The 886-nt window shown below is 54.5% G+C and carries 1 protein-coding gene; it reads left to right on the forward strand.

Annotation, left to right across the window (positions count from 1 at the left end):
• Nucleotides 1-813, forward strand: an 813-nt coding sequence (locus G5358_RS21405; RefSeq protein ID WP_279977314.1) for an IS5-like element IS5 family transposase, incomplete at its 5' end; no start/stop codon positions are given.
• Nucleotides 814-886: the final 73 nt, after the last annotated feature.

Consider the following 886-nt stretch of genomic DNA (forward strand, 5'->3'; position numbering starts at 1 on the left):
CTGGAAACCATGCTACGCATTCACTGCATGCAGCATTGGTACAACCTGAGCGATGGCGCGATGGAAGATGCTCTGTACGAAATCGCCTCCATGCGTCTGTTTGCCCGGTTATCCCTGGATAGCGCCTTGCCGGACCGCACCACCATCATGAATTTCCGCCACCTGCTGGAGCAGCATCAACTGGCCCGCCAATTGTTCAAGACCATCAATCGCTGGCTGGCCGAAGCAGGCGTCATGATGACTCAAGGCACCTTGGTCGATGCCACCATCATTGAGGCACCCAGCTCGACCAAGAACAAAGAGCAGCAACGCGATCCGCAGATGCATCAGACCAAGAAAGGCAATCAGTGGCACTTTGGCATGAAGGCCCACATTGGTGTCGATGCCAAGAGTGGCCTGACCCACAGCCTAGTCACCACCGCGGCCAACGAGCATGACCTCAATCAGCTGGGTAATCTGCTGCATGGAGAGGAGCAATTTGTCTCAGCCGATGCCGGCTACCAAGGGGCGCCACAGCGCGAGGAGCTGGCCGAGGTGGATGTGGACTGGCTGATCGCCGAGCGCCCCGGCAAGGTAAGAACCTTGAAACAGCATCCACGCAAGAACAAAACGGCCATCAACATCGAATACATGAAAGCCAGCATCCGGGCCAAGGTGGAGCACCCGTTTCGCATCATCAAGCGACAGTTCGGCTTCGTGAAAGCCAGATACAAGGGGTTGCTGAAAAACGATAACCAACTGGCGATGTTATTCACGCTGGCCAACCTGTTTCGGGCGGACCAAATGATACGTCAGTGGGAGAGATCTCACTAAAAACTGGGAATAACGCCTTAAATGGCGAAGAAACGGTCTAAATAGGCTGATTCAAGGCATTTACGGGAGAAAA

This window comes from Aeromonas sp. 604176, assembly GCF_049170755.1.
In the GTDB taxonomy this organism is placed as follows: domain Bacteria; phylum Pseudomonadota; class Gammaproteobacteria; order Enterobacterales; family Aeromonadaceae; genus Aeromonas; species Aeromonas veronii_A.